Source organism: Microvirga alba (assembly GCF_015694465.1).
In the GTDB taxonomy this organism is placed as follows: domain Bacteria; phylum Pseudomonadota; class Alphaproteobacteria; order Rhizobiales; family Beijerinckiaceae; genus Microvirga; species Microvirga alba.
In genome coordinates this window covers 458,633-477,934 of record NZ_JADQDO010000002.1, presented here as the reverse complement: position 1 = coordinate 477,934, position 19,302 = coordinate 458,633, and the positions used below count along the sequence as shown (strand labels likewise).

At 63.7% G+C, this 19,302-nt stretch carries 21 protein-coding genes; 13 read left to right on the top strand and 8 right to left on the bottom strand.

Going from position 1 to position 19,302, the window contains the following annotated elements; all coding sequences use genetic code 11:
* Positions 1-2: 2 nt before the first annotated feature.
* Positions 3-602, bottom strand: coding sequence for a septation protein A (locus I2H38_RS06595; RefSeq protein ID WP_196271023.1), 600 nt, complete (start codon positions 600-602; stop codon positions 3-5).
* The gene (ftsY, locus tag I2H38_RS06590) at positions 599-1,777 is read right to left on the bottom strand and encodes a signal recognition particle-docking protein FtsY (protein WP_196271022.1); all 1,179 of its coding nucleotides are present in this window, start codon (positions 1,775-1,777) and stop codon (positions 599-601) included. Before ftsY ends, I2H38_RS06595 begins: the two co-directional genes overlap by 4 nt.
* A gap of 54 nt (positions 1,778-1,831) precedes the next feature.
* On the opposite strand from ftsY, the gene I2H38_RS06585 reads away from it, so the two are divergent.
* Positions 1,832-2,710 (top strand): RluA family pseudouridine synthase, encoded by an 879-nt coding sequence (locus tag I2H38_RS06585; RefSeq protein WP_196271021.1) that lies wholly within the window; start codon positions 1,832-1,834, stop codon positions 2,708-2,710.
* A gap of 41 nt (positions 2,711-2,751) precedes the next feature.
* Here the strand turns inward: I2H38_RS06585 and mtaB are convergent, their stop codons facing one another.
* Together mtaB and dapF are read right to left on the bottom strand one after the other, a co-directional pair.
* Positions 2,752-4,005, bottom strand: a complete 1,254-nt coding sequence (gene mtaB, locus I2H38_RS06580; RefSeq protein ID WP_196271020.1) for a tRNA (N(6)-L-threonylcarbamoyladenosine(37)-C(2))-methylthiotransferase MtaB — start codon at positions 4,003-4,005, stop codon at positions 2,752-2,754.
* The gene (gene dapF, locus I2H38_RS06575) at positions 4,005-4,889 is read right to left on the bottom strand and encodes a diaminopimelate epimerase (protein ID WP_196271019.1); all 885 of its coding nucleotides are present in this window, start codon (positions 4,887-4,889) and stop codon (positions 4,005-4,007) included. The genes mtaB and dapF overlap by 1 nt, the downstream gene beginning before the upstream one ends.
* A 166-nt stretch (positions 4,890-5,055) precedes the next feature.
* Between dapF and I2H38_RS06570 the strand changes: the two genes are divergently transcribed.
* Positions 5,056-5,901: a GyrI-like domain-containing protein gene (locus I2H38_RS06570; RefSeq protein WP_196271018.1), complete on the top strand. Its 846-nt coding sequence runs from the start codon at positions 5,056-5,058 to the stop codon at positions 5,899-5,901.
* Here I2H38_RS06570 and I2H38_RS06565 read toward each other — a convergent pair.
* Positions 5,886-6,908, bottom strand: a complete 1,023-nt coding sequence (locus tag I2H38_RS06565) for an MBL fold metallo-hydrolase (RefSeq protein ID WP_196271017.1) — start codon at positions 6,906-6,908, stop codon at positions 5,886-5,888. The two genes, I2H38_RS06570 and I2H38_RS06565, sit on opposite strands and share 16 nt — an antisense overlap.
* A 373-nt stretch (positions 6,909-7,281) precedes the next feature.
* Here I2H38_RS06565 and I2H38_RS06560 point away from each other — a divergent pair, with 373 nt between their 5' ends.
* From I2H38_RS06560 to trmD, 6 genes are read left to right on the top strand one after another with little or no spacing between them, the layout of a single operon-like run.
* Complete coding sequence (locus tag I2H38_RS06560) at positions 7,282-7,497, top strand: eL24 family ribosomal protein (RefSeq protein WP_196271016.1); 216 nt, start codon at positions 7,282-7,284, stop codon at positions 7,495-7,497.
* Between the two features lie 2 nt (positions 7,498-7,499).
* Positions 7,500-9,053, top strand: a complete 1,554-nt coding sequence (ffh, locus tag I2H38_RS06555) for a signal recognition particle protein (protein WP_196271015.1) — start codon at positions 7,500-7,502, stop codon at positions 9,051-9,053.
* Between the two features lie 7 nt (positions 9,054-9,060).
* Positions 9,061-9,396, top strand: coding sequence for a chorismate mutase (locus tag I2H38_RS06550; RefSeq protein ID WP_196271014.1), 336 nt, complete (start codon positions 9,061-9,063; stop codon positions 9,394-9,396).
* A gap of 15 nt (positions 9,397-9,411) precedes the next feature.
* Entirely contained in the window at positions 9,412-9,774 is a 363-nt protein-coding gene (gene rpsP / locus I2H38_RS06545) for a 30S ribosomal protein S16 (RefSeq protein WP_196271013.1), read from the top strand.
* A 6-nt stretch (positions 9,775-9,780) separates the two neighbouring features.
* The gene (rimM, locus tag I2H38_RS06540; RefSeq protein WP_196271012.1) at positions 9,781-10,482 is read left to right on the top strand and encodes a ribosome maturation factor RimM; all 702 of its coding nucleotides are present in this window, start codon (positions 9,781-9,783) and stop codon (positions 10,480-10,482) included.
* Positions 10,479-11,162, top strand: coding sequence for a tRNA (guanosine(37)-N1)-methyltransferase TrmD (gene trmD / locus I2H38_RS06535; protein ID WP_196271011.1), 684 nt, complete (start codon positions 10,479-10,481; stop codon positions 11,160-11,162). Before rimM ends, trmD begins: the two co-directional genes overlap by 4 nt.
* Positions 11,163-11,177: 15 nt before the next feature.
* Here the strand turns inward: trmD and I2H38_RS06530 are convergent, their stop codons facing one another.
* Both I2H38_RS06530 and I2H38_RS06525 read right to left on the bottom strand, forming a co-directional pair.
* Complete coding sequence (locus I2H38_RS06530; protein WP_196271010.1) at positions 11,178-12,128, bottom strand: PLP-dependent cysteine synthase family protein; 951 nt, start codon at positions 12,126-12,128, stop codon at positions 11,178-11,180.
* Positions 12,125-13,135: a DMT family transporter gene (locus I2H38_RS06525; RefSeq protein WP_196271009.1), complete on the bottom strand. Its 1,011-nt coding sequence runs from the start codon at positions 13,133-13,135 to the stop codon at positions 12,125-12,127. Before I2H38_RS06525 ends, I2H38_RS06530 begins: the two co-directional genes overlap by 4 nt.
* 306 nt (positions 13,136-13,441) lie before the next feature.
* Between I2H38_RS06525 and rplS the strand changes: the two genes are divergently transcribed.
* The 4 genes from rplS (at position 13,442) to I2H38_RS06505 (ending at position 16,126) form a co-directional block, all read left to right on the top strand.
* Positions 13,442-13,822 (top strand): 50S ribosomal protein L19, encoded by a 381-nt coding sequence (gene rplS, locus I2H38_RS06520; protein WP_196271008.1) that lies wholly within the window; start codon positions 13,442-13,444, stop codon positions 13,820-13,822.
* Positions 13,823-14,036: 214 nt separating this feature from the next.
* Positions 14,037-15,443, top strand: a complete 1,407-nt coding sequence (gene leuC / locus I2H38_RS06515; protein WP_196271007.1) for a 3-isopropylmalate dehydratase large subunit — start codon at positions 14,037-14,039, stop codon at positions 15,441-15,443.
* 1 nt (position 15,444) lies between these two features.
* On the top strand, positions 15,445-15,714 hold the full coding sequence (locus I2H38_RS06510; RefSeq protein WP_196271006.1) for a hypothetical protein: 270 nt from the start codon (positions 15,445-15,447) through the stop codon (positions 15,712-15,714).
* A gap of 4 nt (positions 15,715-15,718) precedes the next feature.
* Positions 15,719-16,126: a metallopeptidase family protein gene (locus tag I2H38_RS06505; RefSeq protein WP_196271005.1), complete on the top strand. Its 408-nt coding sequence runs from the start codon at positions 15,719-15,721 to the stop codon at positions 16,124-16,126.
* Between the two features lie 91 nt (positions 16,127-16,217).
* Here the strand turns inward: I2H38_RS06505 and I2H38_RS21360 are convergent, their stop codons facing one another.
* Positions 16,218-18,404: a hypothetical protein gene (locus I2H38_RS21360; RefSeq protein WP_196271004.1), complete on the bottom strand. Its 2,187-nt coding sequence runs from the start codon at positions 18,402-18,404 to the stop codon at positions 16,218-16,220.
* A gap of 302 nt (positions 18,405-18,706) precedes the next feature.
* On the opposite strand from I2H38_RS21360, the gene I2H38_RS06495 reads away from it, so the two are divergent.
* On the top strand, positions 18,707-19,132 hold the full coding sequence (locus tag I2H38_RS06495) for a hypothetical protein (protein ID WP_196271003.1): 426 nt from the start codon (positions 18,707-18,709) through the stop codon (positions 19,130-19,132).
* Positions 19,133-19,302 lie beyond the last annotated feature (170 nt).

Sequence of the window (19,302 nt, the reverse complement as noted above, 5' to 3'; positions counted from 1 at the left end):
TTCTAAGCCTCTTCCGCCTTCTTGCTCGCGTCATACCGCATCAACAGCGGCGTTTGCGCGATTGCGAAGACGATCGTCAGCGGCATGATACCCATAACCTTGAAGCTGACCCAGAAATCCGTGGTCTGGGTGCGCCAGACGATTTCGTTCAACGCGGCGAGCACGAAGAAGAACGCGGCCCAGCGAAGCGTGAGCTTGCGCCAACCCTCGTCGGTGAGTTCGAACACGCTATCGAGGACGATCTGGAGCAGGGGCTTGCGGAAATAGAGGCCACCGAGGAGCAGCACGCCGAACAGCGTGTTCACGATGGTGGGCTTGAGCTTGATGAAGATGTCGTTCTGCAAGGCAAGCGTCAGCCCGCCGAACACCACCACCACCACGCCCGACACCATAGGCATGATCGGCAATTTGCGGATCAGCGCGTAGTTGATGGCGAGCGCTGCGACCGTCGCCACGATGAAGAGCGCGGTCGCCGCATAGATGCGTTGGTTGTCCGCATAGCCGAACTTGTCCGCATAAGCATTGGCGAAGAAGAACAGGGCCAGCGGCCCGAGTTCGAGCGCGAGCTTGAGAAGGGGAGGGAGGCGCTTTTGATCGGTCATGCAGTCTCTTCTAACCCGGCAATGGCGCGGGCGAAATCCCTTGCCGCGAAGGGCTCCAGGTCTTCAACGCCCTCGCCAACACCGATGAAGTGGACAGGGAGCCCGAATTTCGCGGCGAGCGCCACGAGAATGCCGCCGCGCGCGGTGCCGTCGAGCTTGGTCATGACGAGGCCGGTGACGCCTGCGGCTTTCTGAAACAGCTCCACCTGGCTCATGGCGTTCTGGCCGACCGTGGCGTCGAGCACGAGAAGCGTGGCATGGGGCGCGATGGCGTCGAATTTCTTGATCACGCGGACGATCTTTTCGAGCTCCGACATGAGCCCGGCCTTGTTCTGCAACCGGCCTGCCGTGTCGATGAGCAGCACGTCGGAGCCATTCGCTTTCGCCTCCTGCAAGGCATCGTAGGCGAGGCCCGCCGCGTCGGAGCCCTGCTCGCGGGCGAGCACCGGCGCGCCGACGCGCTCACCCCAGACTTTCAGTTGCTCGATGGCGGCGGCGCGGAAAGTGTCGCCGGCGGCGAGCATCACGCTCAAGCCTTGGGCGCGGAATTTTTGCGCGAGCTTGCCGATGGTCGTGGTTTTCCCCGCGCCGTTGACGCCCACCATCAGGATGACGAAGGGCTTCTTCGAGCGATCGAGTGTCAGGGGCAGGGCCACGGGGGCGAGGGTCTTTTCCACCTCGCTCGCGAGAATGGCCTTCACCTCCTCGGGCGCGATTTCCTTGTTGTAGCGACCCGACGAGATCGCTTGCGTGATCTGCATGGCGGTCTGGACACCGAGATCGGCCTGGACCAGGGCGTCTTCGAGGTCTTCCAGCGTCGCCGCGTCGAGCTTGCGCTTGGTGAACAGGCTCGTGACGCTCTCCGACAGGGAGGAGGAGGTGCGGCGCATCCCCTGCGTGAGACGCTGCCACCAGCCGCGCGGCTCGGCAGGCGCGACTTCGGGTGCGGCGTTTTCGACCGGCTGCAGATCCGCGCCTGCCAGCTCCTCGGGGAGCTTTTGGTAGGGCGCCAGATCCGGAGACGCGGACGCGACCGTCGGCGGGACGGCGACAAGCTCCTCGGCCGCATTGGCGAGCGGAACCTCGGGCAGGGGCGCGGCGTCAGTCGATGGTTCCGCCTGACGCCCGAAGAGGCGGGACAGGAATCCGGGCTTGTCAGGCTTCGTCTCTGTCATGGGGTCTCGTCATGCCTCTTGCTTTGCTCGTCGAGCCTCGATAGCCGAGGCCTCATGAATGCGGAAGAGATAGTGTCGAAGTTGCTGTATCGCGATGCCCTGATGCTCGTGATCAACAAGCCTGCCGGTTTGCCGGTGCATCCGGGCCCGAAAGGTGGCGAGACCCTGACCCACCACCTCGATGCCTTGCGCTTCGGCCTGCCCCGGCGGCCGGAAGCCGCGCACCGGCTCGACAAGGACACTTCCGGCTGCCTGATCCTCGGCCGCCACGCCAAGGCGCTCGCGCGCCTGAACGAAATGTTCAAGCGTAACGAAATCGACAAGGTCTATTGGGCCGTGGTCGAGGGCGGGCCGGACGGTGACGAGGGCGAGATCGATCTGCCGCTCGCCCCGAAATCCCCCGATCGGGGCTGGTGGATGAAGGTCGATCCGAAGGGGCAGCCTTCCTTGACCAAGTGGCGGGTGTTGGGGCGAAGCCTCACCGCTAGCGGGCAGGGCGCTGGAAGCGCTGCGATGCCCTCTCCCCCCTTGTGGAGGAGAGCTGGAGAGGGGAGTGAGAGTGCGACCTCTCAGAATGGAGCGCCGACACCCCCACCCTTAACCCCTCCCGGCGACGGGGAGGGGAATCGGTCGCGCCTCACGCTGCTCGAACTGCGCCCCATCACGGGCCGAACCCATCAGCTTCGCGTCCATTGCGCCGCGTCCGGCTTCCCGATCCTGGGCGATCCGATCTACGGCACGGCCCCGCGCTTCGGCGGTCCCGGCCTGCACCTCCACGCTCGCGCGGTGACGGTGCCGCTCTATCCGAAGAAAGCGCCGATCACGGTGGAAGCGCCGGTGCCGGAGCATATGCGCGAGCGGGTTCAGGCCTGCGGCGTGACCCTCGGCGTCATCCCGGACGGCGTGGCCGATCCGGGATCGTCTGGAGGTTAAAAGCGGGTTCCGCTCAAGCGGGCCCCGGAATGGCGGCTTCGCTAGGCTGCCACCAGATCCCGCCCGTCATGCCCGGCAATCGTGACCGGGCGGATCTCGCCCGGCTCGACCGGCGAGGAAAAGCGCACCAGCGTAAAGCCTTCCGTCCGGCCGACGCCGCCGCGCTCGGTCAGCACGTTGCGGGGTTGGCCGACTTCCGCGTCGAGATGTTTCAGGAGAGCAATCTCGCCGCGTTCGCGTAAGCGGCGGGCGCGGTCCTTCACCACGTCGCGGGCCACTTGCGGCATGCGCGCGGCGGGCGTGCCGGGGCGGGGCGAGAAGGGGAAGACGTGCAGATGCGTCAGGCCGCATTCCTCGACGATGGCGAGGGAGCGGGAGAACATCTCCTCGGTTTCCGTCGGAAAGCCCGCGATGATGTCGGCTCCGAACACCATGTCGGTGCGAAGCTTTCGAACCGTGTCACAGAAGCGGATGGCGTCGGCGCGGGAATGGCGGCGCTTCATGCGCTTCAAAATCATGTCGTCGCCCGCCTGCAATGAGAGATGCAGATGCGGCATCAGGCGATGGTCGTTGGCGATGGCGTCGAGAAGGTCGTCATCCGCCTCGACGGAATCGATGGAGGAGATGCGTAAGCGTTCCAGCTCCGGCACATGGCGCAAAAGGCTTTTCACCAGCGCGCCGAGTCTCGGCGCACCGGGCAGATCCGCGCCGTAGCTGGTGATGTCGACGCCGGTCAGCACCACCTCGCGCGAGCCGTGCTCGACAAGGGTGCGCACCTGCTCGACCACCGCGCCCATGGGCACCGAGCGCGAATTGCCGCGCCCGTAAGGGATGATGCAGAAGGTGCAGCGATGATCGCAGCCGTTCTGCACCTGCACGAAGGCGCGCGTGTGGCCGCGCAGGCCGTCGATCAGGTGCATGGCGGTTTCCTTCACCGCCATGATGTCGTTGACGAGAATTTTTTCTGACGCGACGGTGCCGAAATCCCGCAATCCCGACCAGGTCTCGGCCTTCATCTTTTCGTGGTTGCCAACGACCTGCGCCACTTCCGGCATGGAGGCGAAGGTTTCCGGCTCGACCTGAGCCGCGCAGCCGGTGACGACGATGCGGGCGTCGGGCTTTTCGCGCGCGATGCGGCGGATCGATTGGCGCGCCTGGCGGGTCGCTTCCGCCGTCACGGCGCAGGTGTTGACGATGATGACATCGCCAAGCCCCGCCTCCTCGGCGTGACGCTGCATCGTCTCCGACTCGACGATATTGAGCCGGCAGCCGAAGGTGACGACCTCGACCGCCATCAGGCCGCGCCGGCAAACAGGGCGGGCGAGAACACGCCCTCGTGCTCGAATTCGGTCGGCCCGGTCATGAGCACATGGCCGTCACTTTCCCGCCATTCGATCAGAAGATCGCCGCCGGGAAGCGAGAGCGTCGCCTTGCGGCCGGTCAGCCCTTTTCGCGATGCCGCGACAAGCGTGGCGCAGGCGGCCGAACCGCAGGCGCGGGTCAGCCCCGCGCCGCGCTCCCAGACGCGCAGGAGAATGTGGTCAGGGCTGATGATTTGCGCGAGCGAGATATTGGCCTTTTCCGGGAACATGGCGTCGTGTTCGAACACGCGGCCAATGCGCGGCAGGTCGTAGGCCGTCGCGTCCTTGACCCAGAAAATGATGTGCGGGTTGCCCATGCTGACGGCGGAGGGCTTCGTCAGCTCCGGCGCATCGGCCATGCGGGTATCGATGTCGATGGCGCGGGTGTCGGATTGCGGATCGCGCAAGGGGATGTCGGTCCAGGCGAGGCCGGGAGACCCCATATCGACGGTGAACACCGTCTCGGAGACGCGCTCGACGGGCAGAAGCCCGGCCTTGGTTTCGAGAACGAGCCCCTTCGCCGAGGGGCGGCGCATCACCGGGTCGGCCACCATGGCCCAGGCGACGCAGCGGGTGCCGTTGCCGCAGGCGCCGGATTCGGAGCCGTCGGTGTTGTAGATCCGCATGGAGGCGTCGGTCCCCGGCGTGACGGGGTCATGCAGCACCATCAACTGGTCGAAATGCGAGCACGGATCGGCCGCGATGGCGCGCGCTTCCACGGCGCTCACGCGCAACGGCGTGCCGCGCAGATCGAGCACGGTGATCTCGTTGCCGAGACCGTTCATTTTGAGGAAACGGCGGTTCGCAAGGGCGCTCATGGGGCCGTATATGGCTCAAAATTCGCCAAATCGCGAGGGGGAAAGGACGTAGTTCGCCGCGAGCGTCCTCCACAGATCCGTTTGAGGCATCTCGCCGCTGTCAAAAAAGCCTCCTATGCTGTTCTCCAACACCGTCTTTTTTGATTCGCGGGTGAGGCATCTTTTCATGCGGCTGCGCTCTTCTTCTCTGGTTGTTCTCCTCGCCCTCTCGACCGGCTCGGCTTTCGCGCAGACGCCGCCCGCGGTGGAATCCGCGCCGCTGGCCGCGCCGGCCACACCGGCTCCGGCACCCGCCGCAGCCCCGGCTCAGGCGGCAACACCCCCGGCAACGCCCGCCCCGGCGGCTGAGCATCCCGCGCAACAGCCTCCCGTGACCCAGGCGCAGACGCCTCCGAGTCCTGCGCCGGCCGCACCCGCCGCTCCGGCCCAGCCCCAGCCGCCCGTCACCGCGCAGCCCACGCCCGCCCCGGCGGCTCCCGCGAGCCCGGCTCCTGCTCCCGTTACGGCTGCGCCTTCAACCCTGTTTCCGGGCCCGGGCGATCCGACCAATGTGGAGGAGGGCGTGCTCGTCGCGAAGCCGTCGGCGATCCTGTCCGGCACCGTGACCTGGGAGGAGGGCTTCAACACGTTGAAGAACGCCTTCCGCAAGATCGAGGATGAGCTGAAGAAGGCGGGCGTCGCGCCCAGCGGACGACCGGTGACGGTCTTCGTCCACACGGATGACAAGGGTTTCCGCTTCGACGCGATGATTCCGGTCGCGCAAGTCCCCGAGGGCAAGAGCGAGCTGACGCCTGACATCAAGTTCGGCAAGACCCCCGAGGGCAAGGCCTTCCGCTTCGTGCACAAGGATGCCTACGAGGAGATCGACGGCACCTACGAGACGATCACGGCCTATCTCGACGCCAAGGACATCGTGTCGAAGGACGCCTTCATCGAGGAATATGTGAGCGAGCTCACCGATTCCGCGGACACCAACCTGGAAGTGAACATCTACGTTCAGCCCAAGGAGTGAGACCAGGCCTCGCCGGGGCGCAGGGGCTTGAATCGGCCGCTTGAGAGACCCGCTTCCCGCAACGCGGCCGCCAGGGCTTCCGGTGGCTCCTCGACGCCCTCGTCGGTGAGGCGGAACGTGCCCCAATGGTGGCCCAGCGCCTGCTCGGCTCCGAGGATCTCAAAGGCGCGCACCGCATCTTCCGGGTTCATGTGCTGCGGCTGCATGAACCAGCGCGGCTCGTAGGCTCCGATGGGGAGATGCGCGAGACGCGGAGCGCCGAAAAGCTGCCGCACGTCGCGAAAAATCTGCCCGTCGCCGAAGCCCGTATCGCCCACATGGTAAATGACGCCGGAGGGCGTGGTGAGCACATAGGCGCACCAGAGCGCCATGCGCCGGTCGCGCAAGCCCCGCGCGGACCAGTGATAAGCGGGGGTGAAATGAGCGCGGACGCCGTTCCCGAGATCGACCGACTGTCCCCAATCCCCGGTTTCGACCTGCATCTCCGGATGGCGGGCGCGGATGATTGTGTCGTTCCCGAGCGGGGCGATGAGGCGCGGCCGGTGCTTTTTCCAGATCCGCTTTAAGGCCGCGAGGTCGAGATGGTCGTAATGGTTATGGGTGATCAGCACCGCATGGATCGGCGGCAGATCGTCGAGCGCGATGCCGGGCGGGTTGACCCGCTTCGGTCCGGCGAAGGAGAGCGGGCTTGCGCGTTTGGAAAACACCGGATCGGTGAGAATGTTGAGCCCGGCCACCTGGATCAGGAACGAGGCATGGCCGATGAGCACACTGCGCAGGCCCGATACCTCGGCCGGGGGCTTGTCCTGGAACGGGCTCGGAAAGTTTTGAGGCCAGGGCGTCGGCTTGCGCTCCTGCTGCCAGCGCAGGACCTCCTCGGGGCGCTTGTCCACCCCTTGCGCGCGGGAAAAGAACCGCATTCCGTCGAAATGGTCTGAGACTGGGCCCTTGTAATAGGGATTACTCGCGCGGGGGCGGCTGAGGGCTCTGAGGATGATGCTCTTCATGAAAAGGCAGGGTCCAAGCGAAGTTCTAAGCGTGGGGATTCAGGGGCGCTTCGACAAGGTGCTGGCAATTCATTCTCGTGTCATTGTTGCAAATCGAACCGTGGCCGGGCGACCCAGATCGGCGTTCCGGGACACGGCTGTTATATCGCCCACGAAGTGAGCTGAGTTCGGGTCCAGATTTCGGGCAGAGGCACGGTCTCGTTCGCCCTTTCCTTGACTTTGCCGTGTTTCTCTCTTACGTCCTGCCCTCAAATCTGTAGAGCGAGCCCTTTGAGCCGCCGACCAGCCCGAGAGGCTGGAGGTCAACGTCCGACAGCGCGATGCGCCCTCGGGCGCTCTTGGTCTTTGCTCTCTGTAGAGGAAATGGTGACGGATGTCGGACGACACGTTGCGGATTGAGGATGCGGTCAACGAGACCTGCCCGTGGTCGGGAAAGCCGATCGCGGCGGATTCGCTCACCCTCTATCGCGGCGCGGTCGTCGGCTTCTGCAATCCGGGTTGCCGCGACAAGTTCAGGGCCGCCGTTGACCATTTTGAGGGCGCGTTCACCCAGCGTGGCGTGCCGCCGATCGCGAAGGGAATTGAATAAGCATGTTCGACGGCCTTTCCGACAAACTTTCCGGCATTCTCAACTCTCTCACGCGCCGCGGCGCGCTGACGGAGGAGGATGTCAATGCCGCGCTTCGCGAAGTCCGCCGCGCCCTGCTCGAGGCCGACGTTGCGCTCGAGGTCGTGCGCTCGTTCACCGACAAGGTGCGCGCCCGCGCGGTCGGCGCGGAGGTCATCAAGTCGGTCTCCCCCGGCCAGCAGGTGGTCAAGATCGTCCACGACCAGCTCGTCGAGATGCTGGGCGCGGATGCGGAAGTCATCGACCTCAATGCCGCCCCGCCCGTCGCCATCCTCATGGTGGGCTTGCAGGGTTCGGGTAAGACGACGACCACCGCCAAGATCGCCAAGCGTCTGACCGACCGCGAGAAGCGGAAGGTCCTGCTTGCTTCCCTTGATACCCGCCGCCCGGCGGCCATGGAGCAGCTCGCGGTTCTGGGCAAACAGGTCGGCGTCGACACGCTGCCGATCGTCGCCGGACAATCCGCCGTGCAGATCGCCCGGCGCGCCATGGAAGCCGCGCGGCTCGGCGGCTACGACGTGGTCATGCTCGACACGGCGGGCCGCGTCACGGTCGATGAAGGCTTGATGCTGGAGGCCGCCGAGGTCAAGGCGGCCACCGACCCGCACGAGGTTCTGCTCGTCGCCGATGCGCTCACCGGCCAGGACGCGGTCAACACCGCGCGCGCCTTCGATCAGCGCCTCGGCGTCACCGGCATCGTGCTGACCCGCATGGACGGCGATGCGCGCGGCGGTGCGGCGCTCTCCATGCGCGCCGTCACGGGTAAGCCGATCAAGCTCATCGGCACGGGTGAAAAGGTCGATGCGCTGGAGGAATTCCATCCCTCGCGCGTCGCCAGCCGCATCCTCGGCATGGGCGACATCGTCTCCCTCGTCGAGAAGGCCGCGGAAAACTTCGACCAGGAGAAGGCGCTTCGCATCGCCGAGAAGATGCGCAAGGGCAAGTTCGACCTGGAGGATCTGCGCGATCAGCTGGCGCAGATGGAAAAGATCGGCGGCATCGGCGGCATGCTCGGCATGCTGCCCGGCATCGCCAAGATGAAGTCGCAGTTGGAAAACGCCAATCTCGATGACCGGGTCATCAAGCGCCAGCGCGCGATCATCGATTCCATGACCGTGCAAGAGCGCCGCAATCCCGACGTGCTGAAAGCGTCGCGCAAAAAGCGCATCGCGGCGGGCTCCGGCACCAAGGTCGAGGACGTCAACAAGCTTCTGAAAATGCATCGCCAGATGGCCGACGTCATGAAGATGATGGGTGGCGGCAAGGGCAAGGGCATGGCTGGCGCGCTCGGCAAGATGTTCGGTCTCGGTGGCGGCATGGGCGGCATGCCCCAGCCGACGCCGGAGCAGATCGAAGCGATGCAGAAGCAGATGGGCGGCGGCGGTGGCGGCCTTCCCCCGATGCCGGCGGGCCTCGGCGGCAAGGGCTCAGGGCTGCCCGGACTTCCGGGCCTTGGCGGACCGAAGATCCCCGGGTTGCCGGGCCTCGGCGGCTTCCCGTTCGGTAAGAAGAAGTAGGGTCGCCATGTCCGCTGTCATGTCCGCTGTGAACGATCAGGAAGATGCCGTCGGCGCCGAGTTGCAGCGTCTGCGCGCCTCCATCGACAACATTGATGCCGTGCTCATCCATACCCTGGCCGAGCGCTTCAAATTCACGCAAAAGGTGGGGGAGCATAAGGCCAGGCACGGCTTGCCTCCCGCCGATCCGATCCGCGAAGCGGCGCAAATCAAACGCCTGCGCTCTCTCGCTGAAACCGCGAAGCTCGATCCGGACTTCGCCGAGAAATTCCTGACTTTCATCGTCACGGAAGTTATCCGCCACCACGAAGCCATCGGCATGGCTGGCGGACAGAAACGTTAAACCTAGGAGAAACCCATGTCCCTCAAGATCCGTCTGACCCGTGGTGGCGCGAAGAAGCGCCCCTACTACCGCATCGTCGTCGCCGACGCCCGTTCGCCGCGCGATGGCCGTTTCATCGAGAAGGTCGGCACCTACGACCCGATGAAGCCGAAGGATGATGCCGGCCGCGTCGTTCTCGATGTCGAGAAGATCAAGACCTGGCTCGCCAAGGGCGCTCAGCCGACCGACCGCGTGCTGCGTTTCATCGACGCCGCCGGCCTCCTGAAGCGCACCCCGCGCAACAACCCCGAGAAGGCCGTTCCGGGCAAGAAGGCCCAGGAGCGCGCCGAGGCGAAGGCTGCTGCCGCCGCTGCTCCCGCTGAAGGCGAGGCTGCGTAAGATCGGATGAAGGGGCGGGGCCAGTACAAAAACCTCTCTCACGGGGAGAGGTCGACGCGCGAAAGCGCGGCGGGTGAGGGGCGTGCCCCCTCCGGACAGCCCTCCCCCCTCACCCGGACCTCCGGTCCGGCCTCTCCCGTCGGGAGAGGTGAAGCCACACGCGAGGATCTCGTCCTCGTCGGCGAATTCGGTCGCGCCCATGGCCTCAAAGGCGAGGTGCGGCTGAAATCCTATACGGCCGATCCGGCAGCGATTGCGGATTACAACCCGCTCACCGCCGCCGATGGCCGCTCGCTGTCCCTCAAGAATGCCCGTCAGGCTCCGGGCGGCGCCGCCGACATGCTCGTTGTGCGCGTCGAAGGCGTGTCCTCGCGCGAGGGGGCGGAGGCTCTCAATCGCGTCCAGCTTTATCTCGAGCGCGCCAAGCTTCCCGAACCTGACGAGGAAGACGAATTTCTGCTGGCCGATCTCATCGGCTTGCCCGTTCAGAATGAAACCGGCACCGTTCTCGGCACCATCATCGACGTGCCGAATTACGGCGGCGGCGATCTTTTGGAAATCGCCCCGGCGCTGACGGGCCCGACGGCGTTCCTGCCGTTCACCAAAGCGTTCGTGCCGGTTGTCGAGATCGCGCAAAAGCGCATCGTCATCGCGCCGCCGGAGGATTTCTTCGCGCCGGCGAAGGCCGCCCCTGAGGATGAATCGTGACCTTCGACGCCACGATCCTGACCCTTTACCCGGACATGTTTCCCGGCCCGCTCGGCCTGTCGCTTTCCGGCGACGCGCTGTCGCGTGGCGTGTGGAGCCTCGAGGCCAGAAACATCCGCGATCATGGGCTCGGCCGACACAAGAATGTCGATGACACGCCGGCAGGCGGAGGCGTCGGCATGGTGCTTCGCTGCGACGTGCTGGCGGCGGCCATCGACGCGTCCGTGCCGGCGGACGATCCGCGCCCGAAACTGCTCATGAGCCCGCGCGGCAAACCTCTCACGCAGGCCCGCGTGCGCGAGCTGGCGGCGGGCCCGGGAATCGTCATCGTCTGCGGCCGGTTCGAGGGCGTGGACGAGCGGGTGATCGAGGGCAGGGGCCTCGAAGAGGTCTCCATCGGCGATTATGTGCTTTCCGGCGGTGAGATGGCCGCGATGGTCGTACTCGATGCCTGCGTGCGCTTGCTCCCCGGCGTCATGGGCAAGGAAGCCTCCGGCCAGGAGGAGAGCTTCGAGACCAACCGCCTCGAATATCCGCACTACACGCGGCCCCGCGAGTGGGAGGGCCGCCCGATCCCCGACGTGCTGCTCGGCGGCAATCACGCCACCATCGAGAAATGGCGGCGCGCGGAATCGGATCGGATCACGCGGGAAAGACGGCCGGATCTGCTGGAACGATAGCGGCTCCGTTCGACATCATCGGGATGTCTCTTCGAGCCTCGTTCCATAGGACCTGAGATATTTCATCCCGGTATCGCACATGATGGTGACGATGGTGGCGTCAGGTCCCATCTGTTCGGCCAGCCGCAAAGCAGCGATGACATTGGCACCGGTGGAGGCACCCGCAAACAGGCCCTCTTCGCGCGCCAGCCGAAAAGCCATGGCGATGGCCTCTTCGGTGGAAACCCGTTCAATCCGGTTGGCGATGCCATCCTGCCAGAGCGGGACCACATAACCCGCACCGATGCCGTCGATCTTGTGGGCTCCCGGCGGGCCGCCCGACAGAACCGGCGATTCGGAGGGCTCCACGGCAACGATGTCGATCCGTTCGTCCCGGCGGCGCAGGGCCTCCGCGATTCCCCGTAGGGACGCCGCCGTTCCCACGCTCTGAACGAAGCCGTCGATCCGACCGCCCGTCTGAGCCCAGATTTCCTCCGCCATGCCGTGATAGGCGGCGAGCTGGTCTCTGTTCTTCATCTGGTCGGTCCAGAAGGAGCCGGTTTCTTCCGCGATGATGCGGGCGGCCTCGATCATACCCCGCGTCAGCTTCTCCGTCATGCGCCCGCCGTCGCTTGGCACGATGTGAAGCCTCGCTCCCAGGATGCTCATATGATCGAGCTTTTCCCGGGCGAAGGCATCCGACGTCACGATATGAAGCGGGTATCCCTTCACTGCGCAGATGAGAGACAGGGACACGCCCGTACTGCCGCCCGTGTACTCGACGACGGAGCCGCCCGGCGCGAGGCGTCCATCCGCCTCCGCCGCTTCGATCATGGCAAACGCCATGCGGTCTTTCATGCTGCCGGTGGGGTTCTCGTTTTCCAGCTTCAGCAGGATGCGGGAGCCGTTCGCGGGCACGATGTTGCGCAACGCCGTCAGAGACGTGTTGCCGATGCATTGAAGAATGTCCCGCCGCGATTCGCTCATGATGGCTGTGCCTTTTCCCGATGCGGCGCCCTGCTGTCACCGGCCGCCGGACTCCTCTCCCGAGAAGTCGCCACTCGCCTATTCCTCCCGCCCGTAAACAGCAATCCGTACATGCCGAGAGCGATGAACGCGATCGCGATCAACTGATAGGGTTGAATGGCTTCATTCAAGAACAGGACGGCAAAACCCATCGTCACAGCCGGTGAAGGTACGGTGATAGAACTGGCGAGCGATACGTCGATGTATTTCACGGCGTAGAACCAGACGATCAGCTCCAGATAATAGACAAGCCCCATGAAGAACGCGAACTTTTGAAATTCGGGATTTGTCAGGTCACTGAAAAGCACGTCCGCGCGTCCGAGCACGATATGGAGGGCAAGGAGCAAGGCCGTCGAAATCAGCACCCGTGAAAACGTCACCTGGCTCGGCGTGATCGACGTCGTGACCAGTAATTCCTTCAGGATGACATGCGCCACGCTCCACAGGAACGGAATGCCGAGCGCAAAAACCGACCAGAACGAGAAGTTCCCGATTAGCCATGTGCCGTTCGTGGTCAGATAATAGAGCGTTAGGATGATCAGAGCGGTAAAAGCCAATTCCGCCACGCTCTTTCTCCTGCCGAGGAACAGGGTCTCCCAGAGGATGGCGAAGAGCGGGTAGGCCTGAATGGCGATCGCCGCGCTGACAGCGCCCGCCTTTTCGACCGCCAGGACATACATGTAGGTCGACAGCCCGAAAATCGCGCCGGTAACCAAGGTGATCGCGAGCGTGCGCCGCCTCCTGAAGGGCGACGGGCACTGCGGCGCGGAAACGCTCCTTCCGGCCGAACGCCGTTCGTGAAGGAGCAACGGAAATGAACAGAGGAGCTGCCAGAACGAAAGGCAGCAGGCGAAGCTCAAAGCGTCGAAATTGTCCGGGCGGCCGTTCGATATGACTGGCATGACCCCAAGAATGGCCAGACAGACGAAAGACAGCCCAATGCCGAGACTGGGGCTCCTGCTTGCCATCGGAAAGATTTCTCCCTGCGGGCGCGTGGGCCAAACCCGGGCTGTCATGCGCAACGGCGTACCTGCGCGGTCAAACGGTTACCCTTTTGCCACGCTATAGCAATAGAACGGACGTCCTTTTAACAGGCAATGAAGGATCGCTTTTGTCTGGCTTAGCGCCCCGTGGCGATGCGTCGGGGATTCCCTCTCCTCCCTCGACAACCCCACAAAAACCCTGTATAGCCGCCGCCTCAACTTAAAACAGGACGCCGAAATCCAGTAAGGCTCAGGCAGCGCCCGAGACCTTGCAACGGCAGGAGTATAGACATGAATATCATTCAGACGCTCGAAAAAGAGCAGATCGAAAAGCTCGGCAAGACCATTCCGGATTTCCAGCCCGGCGACACCGTCATCGTCAACGTGAAGGTGAAGGAAGGCGACCGTAGCCGCGTGCAGGCCTATGAAGGCGTTTGCATCGCCCGTTCCGGCGCCGGCTTCCAGGAGAGCTTCACGGTCCGCAAGATCTCTTACGGCGAAGGCGTCGAGCGCGTGTTCCCGGTCTATTCGCCGATGATCGATTCCATCAAGGTCGTGCGCCGTGGCGCCGTTCGCCGCGCCAAGCTGTATTACTTGCGCGACCGTCGCGGCAAGTCGGCTCGTATCGCCGAGCGCACCGACCGCCAGCAGGACAAGTCTGCCGCTAAGTAAGCGGCACCGCATATCCTGCGAAGGTTTGAAAAGCGCGGTCCCGGCCGCGCTTTTTTGCTGTCTGGCCCAAATGTGGAGCGTAACAATTTTATTGCGCCACGTTACCTGTCAGCTATGCGATACTTTCAAAGCTCTGCGCTCTCGGGACACCTTTTCCTCGTGAGCGAGTCCCGCTAAACACCAAGTCGAACCCTCTATCGGTGGAACAGGAACAATGGCCAAAGCCCGCACCCTCTATGACAAGATCTGGGACGACCACGTCGTCGATCAGCAGGATGATGGGACGTGCCTCCTCTACATTGACCGCCACCTCGTGCATGAAGTGACGAGCCCGCAGGCCTTCGAGGGTCTGCGCAATACCGGCCGCAAGGTGCGCCAGCCGCAGAAGACGCTGGCCGTGGTCGATCACAACGTGCCGACGACGGACCGCTCCAAGGGCATCGACGATCCCGAATCCGCGACGCAGGTCGAAACCTTGGCCCAGAACGCCAAGGAATTCGGCGTCGAGTATTACAACGAACTCGATACCCGTCAGGGCATCGTGCACGTGGTCGGCCCGGAGCAAGGCTTCACCCTGCCTGGCATGACCATCGTCTGCGGCGACAGCCACACCTCGACCCACGGCGCGTTCGGCTCGCTGGCGCACGGCATCGGCACATCGGAAGTCGAGCACGTGCTCGCGACCCAGACGCTGATCCAGAAGAAGGCCAAGAATTTCCGCGTCACCGTCGACGGCAAGCTGCCCGAAGGCGTGACGGCGAAGGACATCATCCTCGCCATCATCGGTGAGACCGGCACCGCCGGCGGCACCGGCCACGTGATGGAATATGCGGGCGAAGCCATCCGCTCGCTGTCCATGGAAGGCCGCATGACGGTCTGCAACATGGCCATCGAAGGCGGCGCGCGCGCGGGCATGGTCGCTCCCGACGAGAAGACCTATGCCTACCTGAAGGACCGCCCCAAGGCCCCGAAGGGCGCGGCATGGGACGAGGCCGTGCGCTATTGGGATTCCTTGCGCACCGACGAAGGCGCGTTCTTCGACACCGAGCTCAGGCTCGATGCGGCGAACCTGCCGCCCATCGTGACCTGGGGCACGAGCCCGGAAGACGTCATCTCGGTGGCCGGCGCGGTGCCGAACCCGGACGACATCAAGGACGAGAACAAGCGTATCTCCAAGTGGCGCGCGCTGGAATATATGGGCCTCAAGCCCGGCACCAAGATCACCGACATCACGCTTGACCGCGTCTTCATCGGTTCCTGCACCAACGGCCGCATCGAAGACCTGCGCGCCGTGGCCAAGGTCGTGGAAGGCCGCCAGGTCCATCAGGCGGTGAACGCCATGATCGTGCCCGGCTCCGGCATCGTGAAGATGCAGGCCGAGGCCGAGGGTCTCGACAAGATCTTCAAGGCCGCCGGCTTCGACTGGCGTGAGCCCGGCTGCTCCATGTGCCTGGCCATGAACGCCGACCGCCTGAGCCCGCAGGAGCGCTGCGCCTCGACCTCGAACCGTAACTTCGAGGGCCGCCAGGGCTTCAAGGGCCGCACGCACCTCGTCTCCCCCGCCATGGCGGCGGCGGCGGCGATAGCGGGCCGGTTTGTCGACATTCGCCAATGGGCCTGAGGTGACCGAAACGCCGCAGGATCGCGAACGGGAATCCCGCGAGGCGCTGGAACGCGTCCAGCGGGATTCCGAGACCCTCGGCACCTCGTCCCTGTCCCGCACGAGCAACCGGCTGCGGGATCACTTTTCGGCAAAGGACGCCATCGGCGACGCGGAAGGCGGCGGCACCGACCCCATCGAATTGTGGGGCCGCCGCATCGGTCGCGCGTTGTCGGTGATCGGCTTCGTGGTCCTGGCCTATTGGCTTGCGGTGCAGCTTCGTCTCCTGTGATTCCATGACCGATCTGGCAAACCTGCAAGCTCCGTCCCTGGCGGATTTCGAGATTCTTGCGGACGCCGCCTTCCGGCGCCTGCCGGAAGAGTTTCGCGCGCTTTGCGAAGGCGTTGTCATCAAGATCGACGATTTTCCCGACGACGAGACATTGCGCGAGATGGAGTGCGAAACGCCGTTCGATCTGCTCGGCCTGTTTCGCGGCGTCGGCCTCGCGCAAACCGGCGGCATCATGCACACGGGCCAGTTTCCCAATATGGTCTGGCTCTATCGCCGTCCGATCCTCGATTACTGGGCCGAGCACGAGGATAGCCTCGGCGCGCTCGTCACCCATGTTCTGGTGCATGAGATCGGCCATCATTTCGGCCTTTCTGATGAGGACATGGAAGCCATCGAAGCCGCAGCGGGGTAATTCGCGACCAACGCCGCCGTAAAGCATGAAGGCCCCGGCAGTTTTGCTGCCGGGGCCTTCCATCGATTTGTCGTGGCGGAATGATCCGCGCTTAGATGACCATGAAGTCGGCGGCGGTCATCTTGAGGTTCTTGGAGATCGTGGCGAAGGCGACAGCCTTGCCCGCACCCGAACCGTCGGCATCGTAATAGAGGACGCCCTTCTTGTTGTCGTAGACGATGTAGTCGTCCTTATCCTTGGCCTTGTCGCCGATGGTGAAGAACTTCTTGTCGAGCTTCGCCGGGCTCGTGGGCGAGCCTTTCTTGCCGAGCTTGGTGAAGATGGCGTTGTCGAGCCAGATCGTGTCGTCCTTGACGTTGAAGTCGACGATCTTGTCGAGGTTGTTCTTCGCGTTCAGCTTGGTGTCGAACACGAACACGTCCTTGCCGGCGCCGCCGGTCAGGGTGTCGTTGCCGAGACCGCCGCTGAGCGTGTCGTTGCCGGCCCCGCCGTTGAAGTTGTCCTTGCCGGTGCCGCCGACAAGGAAGTCATCACCGACGGAACCGACCCGGTTCTCGACGGCCACGTCGCCGACATCGATCTTGAAGGTCTTCTCGAAGGTGGCCCCCTCCTTGTCTTTCACTTGCACCTTGATCGTGTGCGACTTGGCCTGCTCGTAATCGAGCTTCAGGCCGTTGGCCACCACGAGTTTGGTTCCGCTCGCGTCGAGCTTGAAGCGGCCGCCCGCATCATCGACGAGCTTGTAGGTGAAGGTCTCCTCGGCATTGGTGTCGACCGCCGACAGAGCGCCGACGAGGGTGTCGGTATCCGCCATTTCCAGCACCGACAGGCTGCCGCTCAGCTTGATATCCGTCGGGGCGCGGTTGGCCACCACGGAGATCACCGTCACGGTGCGGTTCGTGGCCGGGGTGGGGTGAGCGTCATCGGTGACCGAGATGGTGAAGGTCGTGGTGAGCCCGTCGCCCGTTATTCCGGTCGGATTGTCGGTCGGGTTGAACTTCACGGCGGCCAGGGTCGTGGCCAGATCGGCAGCCTTGCCCTTGAACGTGTAGGTCTTGACGCCGTCGGCGACCTCGGAGGGGGCGGTGCCGAAGTTTTCGAGCACGCCATTGGCGGCGGTGAACGAAATCTTGACCGTGAGGTCATCATTGTCGTCGCCGTCGTCGAAGGTGACGCCCGTGAACGGCGCCACGCTCGGGCCGTTATCCTCAGTCTGAATCCACGCCTTGGCCGCATCGACCACGACCATCGGAATCGTATTGTCCGGGTTGATCGTGACGTCGAACTTCTTCGTCACGATTCCCCCGTGGCCGTCATTCACCTTGATCCAGACGGCGTGGGTTTCCTTGACGTCGATGTCGATCCCCCCGGCGGTCGCGAGCGCGTAGACGGTATTTCCGTCGACGATTTCCGTCTTCACGACGAAGGGGCCGTCGGTTTTTTCCTCGGCGCCGGTCGCATCCGTGACGAGGGTGAATGTCAGGGTGTCACCGTTGAAGTCGTTGGCGCTCAAGGTGCCGACGGTCACCGATGCCGAATTTTCGACGATCTTGTTGTTCGAGAGGGCGACATCGGTTGGAAGATGATTGTGGGTGGTGGACACAACGTCGACGGTCTTTTCAACCTTGAGACCTTCCTTGTCCTCGACCTTGATCGTGAATCTGATCATCTCCTGCGAGCCGGCTGCGGCGGGGCGGTCGCGGGGATCGAAGGCCAATGCCTTGACCGCGGCCTGAACGAGCGCCGCGGAGCCCTTGACCGTGTAAGTTCCGGTTTCGGTATCGACAGTGCCGCCGCCGAGATTGCCGAGCGTTCCGAGGCTGGTGTCAAAGCTGATGGAAACCGTCAGTTCGTCGCCAATATCCTCATCGGAGATCGCCACGATCTCAAAGGGTTTGAAGGCGGGCGCATTGTCCGCCGTCAGGAGAGGGGCGGTCGGCACCGTCAGGACCGGCCTCTCGTTGACGTCGGTCAGCGTTACAACCACGTTTCGATAGGTGGGCTCGCCGAGGTCCGTGTTCAGGACGATGACCGCATTCACCTTATGGTCGGCAGAGGCCTCGTAGTTGAGAGAACTATGAGCTTTCAATGCGAGCTTATATTCGCCGCCTTCTGCGACAATGGTAAACAGGCTGTTCACCCCACCCTGAACGGCATAGGACACATCCGCAGGGTCCCCGGCCTGGCTGATGGTGCCGATAATGAGGGGGGTATCGCCGGAATTCACCTCAGCAATCGTGAAATCCAGGGCTCCGGCTGTCAGGAATTGGGTCGTCATTTTGAAAAGTGTTCCTTAAGGCTGCAAGGGTACAAGCAATATAATTTTATTCTATTGATGCAAGGGAATAGCGTAACAAACATGGAAAGGTTCTCGGAACCCGGCAGTCAGTGAATCGGAAACGAAGCAAAGGCCCGTCCCGATGCTGTGGCGGCTTTCGATGCTTCGCATCACGACAGGATGACTTCCGCGACCGATGAGAAAGCCGTTCGTTCACACTCCGGTGAACCCGCGCCGCTCGGGCCGCAAATCCGGAACGGCTGATTGAAGGGAGGCGTTTCCTCTTCAAGAGGATGTTCCCCATGCGTAAAGTAATCGCCACAACCCTAGCGGCCTCAGCCGTCGGAGCGGCATCCCTTCTGTTGGGTTCCACCGCACAGGTCCGAGCGCAGGCCTTGACCGAAAAATATCTGTCGGAGCTGGTTGCCCAGCCTGGCACCACTCACTCGAGCCGGAAACCACATCGGCGGGTAGTGCATCACGGGCGGCATTATGCGCACTATTATCACTATGGCTATGGGCCCGACGGGTTTGTCGAGCCGCGACCCTATGATCTCGCCGTGACGGGCTCGATCGGGCCAGCGGGGCCGGGCGTTGTTTTCGTCCCGCGACAGGGCTTCGGTGCGCCCGCACTCTGGCAACCCTGCTTCACCGACGGGCCTGCCTGCACGGCGGCCGGATACCCTAACCTGCACTATTATCGCGAGATTGAAGGGTTGGGTTACTGAGCCCGTGCGGCAAGGCACCTTTCGGCAGACAAAAGCATCCGGCGAAGCGGATTCCGCTCCGCCGGAAAGATCATGCTTTCATTGGCAGCGGTGCAGCATGAGATAGCGCGCCGGATTGCCGCGACGATGATATGTCTAGTCGCTGGGCTTCCTCTTTGCTAAGAGGCTGG

Bases quoted from the DNA above. Each gene is read 5' to 3' on its own strand.
- I2H38_RS06560 (WP_196271016.1), top strand. From the start codon at position 7,282: ATGTCGGACGACACGTTGCGGATTGAGGATGCGGTCAACGAGACCTGC.
- ftsY (WP_196271022.1), bottom strand. From the start codon at position 1,777: ATGACAGAGACGAAGCCTGACAAGCCCGGATTCCTGTCCCGCCTCTTC.
- I2H38_RS06595 (WP_196271023.1), bottom strand. From the start codon at position 602: ATGACCGATCAAAAGCGCCTCCCTCCCCTTCTCAAGCTCGCGCTCGAA.
- I2H38_RS06565 (WP_196271017.1), bottom strand. From the start codon at position 6,908: ATGAAGAGCATCATCCTCAGAGCCCTCAGCCGCCCCCGCGCGAGTAAT.
- dapF (WP_196271019.1), bottom strand. From the start codon at position 4,889: ATGAGCGCCCTTGCGAACCGCCGTTTCCTCAAAATGAACGGTCTCGGC.
- I2H38_RS06525 (WP_196271009.1), bottom strand. From the start codon at position 13,135: ATGGCAAGCAGGAGCCCCAGTCTCGGCATTGGGCTGTCTTTCGTCTGT.
- I2H38_RS06530 (WP_196271010.1), bottom strand. From the start codon at position 12,128: ATGAGCGAATCGCGGCGGGACATTCTTCAATGCATCGGCAACACGTCT.
- rplS (WP_196271008.1), top strand. From the start codon at position 13,442: ATGAATATCATTCAGACGCTCGAAAAAGAGCAGATCGAAAAGCTCGGC.
- ffh (WP_196271015.1), top strand. From the start codon at position 7,500: ATGTTCGACGGCCTTTCCGACAAACTTTCCGGCATTCTCAACTCTCTC.
- I2H38_RS06585 (WP_196271021.1), top strand. From the start codon at position 1,832: ATGAATGCGGAAGAGATAGTGTCGAAGTTGCTGTATCGCGATGCCCTG.
- I2H38_RS06570 (WP_196271018.1), top strand. From the start codon at position 5,056: ATGCGGCTGCGCTCTTCTTCTCTGGTTGTTCTCCTCGCCCTCTCGACC.
- mtaB (WP_196271020.1), bottom strand. From the start codon at position 4,005: ATGGCGGTCGAGGTCGTCACCTTCGGCTGCCGGCTCAATATCGTCGAG.
- rimM (WP_196271012.1), top strand. From the start codon at position 9,781: ATGAAGGGGCGGGGCCAGTACAAAAACCTCTCTCACGGGGAGAGGTCG.
- leuC (WP_196271007.1), top strand. From the start codon at position 14,037: ATGGCCAAAGCCCGCACCCTCTATGACAAGATCTGGGACGACCACGTC.
- I2H38_RS06495 (WP_196271003.1), top strand. From the start codon at position 18,707: ATGCGTAAAGTAATCGCCACAACCCTAGCGGCCTCAGCCGTCGGAGCG.
- I2H38_RS21360 (WP_196271004.1), bottom strand. From the start codon at position 18,404: ATGACGACCCAATTCCTGACAGCCGGAGCCCTGGATTTCACGATTGCT.
- I2H38_RS06550 (WP_196271014.1), top strand. From the start codon at position 9,061: ATGTCCGCTGTCATGTCCGCTGTGAACGATCAGGAAGATGCCGTCGGC.
- rpsP (WP_196271013.1), top strand. From the start codon at position 9,412: ATGTCCCTCAAGATCCGTCTGACCCGTGGTGGCGCGAAGAAGCGCCCC.
- I2H38_RS06505 (WP_196271005.1), top strand. From the start codon at position 15,719: ATGACCGATCTGGCAAACCTGCAAGCTCCGTCCCTGGCGGATTTCGAG.